Raw genomic sequence first — 6,627 nt, 5'->3', positions numbered from 1 at the left:
CATGACTTTGAGTCTTTTGACAAAAATTAATCATTTTTACCCAAATTTAAAAGAACGATTATTTTATGAATCTTAATTAGATAGCTACGAAAGTCCTTGGGGAAATGTTAGTAATACGCCTTTTAGGCTGTTTAAGAAAAATACCCATGAAGGAGGAATCGCTTCGCCATTTATTGCCTATTTCCCTCATCATATCAAAGCTGGTAGCAAAAGTACTCGACCTAGCCATTTAATTGATATTTTTCCCACTTGCCTAGATTTGGCAGGCGTTAAATACCCAACTACTTTTCAAGAGAAAAGCTTAATTCCTTTAGAAGGCACAAGTCTCAAAGCTATTTTCGAAGGTAAAACCATCCCACAAAAAACGCTATTTTGGGAACATGAAGGCAGTAAAGCCATCAGAAAAGAGAATTGGAAAGCTGTAGCCGAAAATAACCAACCTTGGGAATTATACAACCTTGCCAACGATAGAACTGAAACAAAGAATAAGGCAAAAGACAACCCAATTGTACTTCAAAAACTAATTGCAGAACATGAAAAGTGGTCTAAAAAAGTAGGTGTACAAGATTGGAATAAAATCAAATGAGTATGAACCGTAGAAATTTTATCAAAAATAGCTCCTTGTTCGGAGCTTCTCTGGCTTTGCATCCTTTCTTAAAAGGATTAGCGAAAGAGCGAAAATTAAATATTATCGTTTTATTATCAGACGACCAACGCCACGATACCATTGGTGCTTTGGGGAATAAAGATATTATTACTCCAAATTTAGATGCTTTGGTCAAGAATGGAACAGCTTTTACACAAGCTCACGTTTTTGGCGGTTTATCTGGAGCAATATGTCAGCCTAGCAGAGCCATGTTGTTGACGGGGAGAACCCTGTTCAGCATTGACCGTCAGGCAAGAGATAACCAAGAATTTAGCTTTGATATTTTCAACAACTATGTGACATTCCCCGAGTTGTTGAGAAAAAATAATTATAACACAGTTGGAATCGGTAAGCAACACAATGGTACTACCATATATAATCGTGCTTTTTCTGATGGTGCAAAAGTATTTTTTGGTGGCATGGGCGACCAGTATAATCTTCCTGTACAAGACTATAAGGCAGATAACAGCTACGGAGGACCAAAAGATAATAATTACTCCCCAAATAAAGTAAATCAAGTCAAAGGTAAACATAGCTCAGAATTGTTCGCAGACGAAACGATTCATTTTATAGAGAAGTATAAAAAAGAGCCTTTTATGATTTATACGGCTTTTACCACGCCTCATGATCCAAGACTGGCTCCAGACGAATATAATCAATGGTATGCGGGTAAAAAAGTAAGCCTACCACCTAACTTTTTACCACAACATCCTTTTGATAACGGAGAGCTAAAGGTGAGAGATGAATTATTAGCACCATTTCCAAGGACAGAAGATGATACTATACGTCAGATAAAAGAATATTATGCAACTATCTCTCATTTAGACGCACAGATTGGACGTATTGTGAAAGCCGTTCAAGAGAATAGTTTAGCTGAAAACACGCTTATTGTGTTTGCTGGTGATAATGGCTTGGCTGTGGGGCAACATGGTTTATTTGGCAAACAAAGTATTTACGAACACAGTAACCGAGTACCTTTAATTTTCTCAGGACCAGGTATCCCTAAAAACCAAAAGGTTGATGGTTATTGCTATCTTTCAGACATTTATGCTACTTTGGCGGAAAAATCTGGTGTTAAAATTCCGTCTTCAGTCCAAGGTATTAGTTTAGTAAAAGCATTTAAAGACCCAAAAGCATCATTAAGACCTGCTTTGTACTTTGCTTTCAAACACTTTCAAAGAGGGGTGAAAAAAGACGGTTTCAAATTATTAGAATATAATGTAAATGGCAACAGACATACGCAATTATTTAACCTTAAAGAAGACCCTTGGGAAATACACAATTTAGCAGATAAGCCTGAATTCAATGCTAAAAAGCAAGCATTAAAAGCGGAGTTATTGAAATTGAAGGTTGAGTTCGCTGATACCTTTAGTTCCTTTTGGAATGGCTATAGTTAATTTTTTATACATCAGTCTTTCTTAGTTTTATCATCAAAAGAGCAGTTAGAAATTAATTTTCTGACTGCTCTTTTGATTGAGTCTCCCTTATAGATAGAAGCTCAAATTGATAAAGTCCTTGTTTCAGCAAGGACTTTATCAAAAAGTTAGAAATTAAAATTAAGTCTTCCGTAATAAAATGCTCCATTAAAACCGAATTGCTGTCCGCCCGAAGTACCCCAAGGCACTGTTCCAGTTTGGTTATTCGCAATGCTCAGTTGGTCTGGATATACATCAAAAATGTTATTTGACCCTAAGGTAATTCCCACAGATTTATTTAATTGATAATTCAATGAAACATCTGTGGTGGTCTTCGGACTAAAAAGTTGGTCTCTTCCACCTGTTGTACTATTCAAATTGCTTTGAGTTGTATAAAAGGTATATTCCCCGAAACGAGTTACTACAACATTAGGTGTCAAACGCCCTATGGTATAGCCAGCCAATAAAACTATTTTGCTTTGTGGCGTACCTCTTTCATAACGTCCTCTTTGTTGGCGGTCAAAGAAAATACGTTCTGATAGATACTGTCTAACATCCTCAGTTCCCGACGACGTTAAGCCACTTGGTACATGCACATTCGTTACTTCGGTATGAGTGAAATTACCAGCTAATGATAAATTAAGAGCCCCTGCTCCTACTTTATTTCGATACGCTAATACCACATCGATACCACGTGTACGGGTATCAATAGCATTCGCAAAAAATTGAGCTGCATTTACATCTGGATAATTAGCCAGTAAGTTTTTAACTAACTGTGCCGCACCTTTAATCGTAGCATCGCTATTAGTGATTGAGCTAAAATCAAAAGTACCTGTGAGCGTAATTCGGTCTTTGATATTAATTTGGTAAGCATCAACCGTGGCCGTAAAATGGCTAGCGATGCGACTAGTAAGACCAAGACTAAAGTTATTAGAAGTCTCGGCCTTTAAGTTAGGGATGCCAAAAGACCTCGTAACGTTATTATCATTGTTTGATACCAAAGATAGGATCAAACTACCATCGGCTTGTGGAATAGATGTAGTAGCGGAATAATACTTTTGCTGTAATGACGGAGCTCTAAAACCAGTACTTACTGCTCCCCTCAATGAAAGACTTTCAAGAATACTATTTCTATCATCAATCAATTTTATTGACGTAGATGTTTTCCAAGTTAGTTGGTCGCCAAAATCGCTGTATTTTTCATAGCGTAAAGCTCCCGTCAACAAAAATCTATCTGAAATTTCAGCTTCTACGTCCCCATACAACCCTATGCTATGGCGATACTGGTTTTGTGCATCAGCAGGTTGATACCCCGGAAATACCTGTGCTCCTGCTGGTCTTACGCCTTTGGTTTTACCTCCAACCGAACTGATGTAAGTAGTATCTCCATAGTTTTTGTAAGATTTTTCTTCCCCCGCAATAATTTGGTAGTTTTCTAAACGATATTCTGCTCCAAAAGCCACGTTAAATGCTTTAATAGCCGAGTTATCAAAACGTTGAGTAAGACCAATATTGGTAGTATTCTGATTGAAAACCAATGCTCCACTATTAAATTTCGTAGGGCTTGATGTACCGATAGAGGCATTAATCGTATTCTGAACAGTATAATCTATTCGGTTGTGCCCAGAAGTATTGCTAAAGTCAATATTCCAACCATTGGCTTTGCCTTTGATTCCAGCCGTAAAAGAGCCATCTACTAAACGTGCGGCATTTTCTCCTAAAAAGCCTGTTGGATAAATCGTTGGAAAATAACGGCTCGAAACACTGTTAATAGTAGTAGTTCCATTTGGAAAACGGTAAGCATTATTCGCACTAATACTGTATTTTGATGAAATACCACCAAAAGCATATAGCTCTACATCATTCCCCAAAGGCAAAGATGAATTAATAAATAAGCTAGCATTTTCTTGTTTACCATTCCCACTTTTGGCAGAACTATACCTATCAACAGATTTTTCTTTGGCATCTACTATCTCAGAACTCGTACCAACGGCATAAGGAAACCAATACAATTTTGCCCCCGTTAAGCGGTTACTATATTCAAACAATCCAGAGCGATCGGTTGCCTCCCGATTATTAATTTGTCCCGAAATATTAATGAATCCTTTTTCACCCAAACGAAAACCATAATTTACGCCTGTCAATAAAGTAAAGCCATCTTTTTTATTACGATAACTAGTATTGTATTCACCAGCAGTAATGGTTACTTGACCTTGGTCTACACTCGATTTCAGTACAATATTAATTACCCCTGCAATCGCATCTGAACCATATTGTGCAGCGGCTCCATCACGCAACACTTCTATTCTTTCAATAGCAGAAACAGGAATGGCATCTAAATCAGCAGAAGATGCTCCTTGTGCCGGCGTACCTAGTACGTTCACTAAAGCACTAGTATGACGACGCTTACCATTCACTAAAATCAAGGTTTGGTCTGGTGCTACTCCTCTTAAAGCTAGTGGATTGATATGAGCTGAACCATCGCCACCCGTTTGTCTATTCGAGTTGACAGAAGGCGCAATAAAGCTTAGTATTTGTGATAAATCTGTTCTACCTGTAGCAACAATTTCTTTGCTAGTAATTACATCCACAGGAACAGGCGTTTCGATATTAGTTCGGGCTTGGTTTGAACGAGAACCAATCACAACTACTTCACTAAGTCCTTGCTGGTCAACATTTAGCTTAATGGTCAACTGATTTTGATTGCCCACTTTAATATGCTGAGTAATAAATCCTACGAAAGAGACAACGATAATATCTCCCGCTTTTGCTGATAGATTAAAATTTCCATCAAAATTGGAAGTAGTACCCGATTGCGTCCCTTTTATCAGAATAGAAGCTCCTGTTAAGGGACTATTATCTTTTGCATCAATTATTTTACCTGTGATATTATTACGTTGTTGCGCTACAACTGAGCCATATACGAAGATTAGGCTGAATAAAATAAGTATTTTTTGTTTCATTAGGGGAGGGATTAAGATGGAAAGGTTAAAACAGCCGTAATACTCATGGCAAGGTATTACGAACTGTCTTGGGGTATGTTAGTTAATTGATGAAACTTATTTCAAACTGGCAGTAGTAACATTTGCCTTTTCATAAGGATTAGGCTCTGCTATTAATCCGTCTAATACTTTATTGAATTTTTTAGTATAATCTTTAAAGTATTTACCCGTTACTTCACCCGTGTAACCTGTATAAATCTCGCGAACATCTCCTTTTCTATCAATAATGATAGTGGTAGGAAAAGCCGCCATTCTATTCAATGCTGCGAGTTTCTCAGTAGCTACTTTTTTGTCAGCAATACCTCCGAAAAGGATATCATATTCGATTCCAAAGAAATCTCGAAGTTTGCCTAATGTATATTTGGCATATTCTAAATCATCTTTTTGCTCAAATCCAATGGCTATTGCTTCTACACCTCGTTGTTTGTTGGCTTTAAACCAAGGTGCTAAAAAGCGAGTTTGGTCAGTACAATTAGGACACCATGTTCCTATAATTTCTACGATTACTACCTTGCCTTTATACTTGTCATCACTCAGAGATACTTGTTTGCCTGTTAAATCAGGGAACGTGAAGTCTAGTTTTTTATAGCCTTCTTTCAAGAAAGTAAGTTTATAAGGGTCTGGTAATGAAGCATTTTTATCTTTTGTTGCTTCAAATTTTTGGGTGATATAAATCCCAAAACTGATTTCACCATCGCTGATGGTGGTTAAATCATCATTGATTTTACCTTTGATAGCTACTGGACTTGGCCCTGTAAATCCTGAAAGATGGAATTCATTACCTTGAATAGTTCCTTCAAGTTCACGGGTATCACCCACTACCGTCATCAAAACACCTGTTAGTTTATTGCCTTTTTGTTCTAATTGAGCAATAGAATTGGCAGCATTAGGGTCTTTACTAATGATTTTTACATTCCATTTCCCTGTAACATTCGTTACGGGTTTTAAATCTTTGCCAGGTTCTACAAAACGGTAAGTTTTACCAAACTCGGCCACGAAAGGCAATGAGTTCCCTCTGAAATTAGGGACAAGGCTCTTATAAACGCCTCTGAAAGTACCTTTCTCGTCAATTTTACCAATCAAAGCAGCATCGTAAGTATTCATTTTTACAAAAATACTATCGCCCGATATAGCCTTTACTTTGAAGTCATCTCGTCGACTTCCGTTCAATAAAGTCAGCGTTGAGGATTCTATGGTCTTTCCTTTTATTTCAAAATTAAAAGGGACTCTTGTTTCATTTACCTGAAACTCTCCTCGCCATTTGCCTTCTTTTAAAGTAGGTTTTTCAACAGCAAAGGACGTGCTTGTCAATGAGAGTGTTAACAATGAAACATTGCACACTCCTTTTATAAAATTATTTTTCATGATTTTTTGAGTTAATCGTCCATCAAGATGTTGATGGACGAAGCTTTGTTGAAGATGATTAACTAAAATAAATTGATAAGCATCGGTCATGATAGACCAAATGAAACTTGACGAGCCTCACCATAGTATTAGGTTTAAATTGTTAAAGGATATAAAAAATGGAGCAATAAAAGGTATATGTTTGGTTTAAGATAATTAG

General features: G+C 37.1%; 3 protein-coding genes and 1 pseudogene. 2 read left to right on the top strand and 2 right to left on the bottom strand.

Annotated features, from left to right (window positions below; translation table 11 throughout):
* Positions 1–121 precede the first annotated feature (121 nt).
* Both AC07N0_RS22805 and AC07N0_RS22800 read left to right on the top strand, forming a co-directional pair.
* Positions 122–586, top strand: a pseudogene (locus AC07N0_RS22805) (sulfatase/phosphatase domain-containing protein); the annotation flags it as partial.
* A gap of 2 nt (positions 587–588) precedes the next feature.
* Positions 589–2,043, top strand: coding sequence for a sulfatase family protein (locus tag AC07N0_RS22800; protein WP_494591144.1), 1,455 nt, complete (start codon positions 589–591; stop codon positions 2,041–2,043).
* A 146-nt stretch (positions 2,044–2,189) separates the two neighbouring features.
* On the opposite strand, the gene AC07N0_RS22795 is transcribed toward AC07N0_RS22800, so the two are convergent.
* On the bottom strand, positions 2,190–5,024 hold the full coding sequence (locus AC07N0_RS22795) for a TonB-dependent receptor (protein ID WP_494591143.1): 2,835 nt from the start codon (positions 5,022–5,024) through the stop codon (positions 2,190–2,192).
* A gap of 96 nt (positions 5,025–5,120) precedes the next feature.
* On the bottom strand, positions 5,121–6,428 hold the full coding sequence (locus AC07N0_RS22790) for a peroxiredoxin family protein (RefSeq protein ID WP_494591142.1): 1,308 nt from the start codon (positions 6,426–6,428) through the stop codon (positions 5,121–5,123).
* Between the last annotated feature and the right edge of the window lie 199 nt (positions 6,429–6,627).

Source organism: Arcicella sp. GW821-FHT09D11 (genome assembly GCF_059416265.1).
This window is presented reverse-complemented; position numbering and strand designations above follow the sequence as displayed.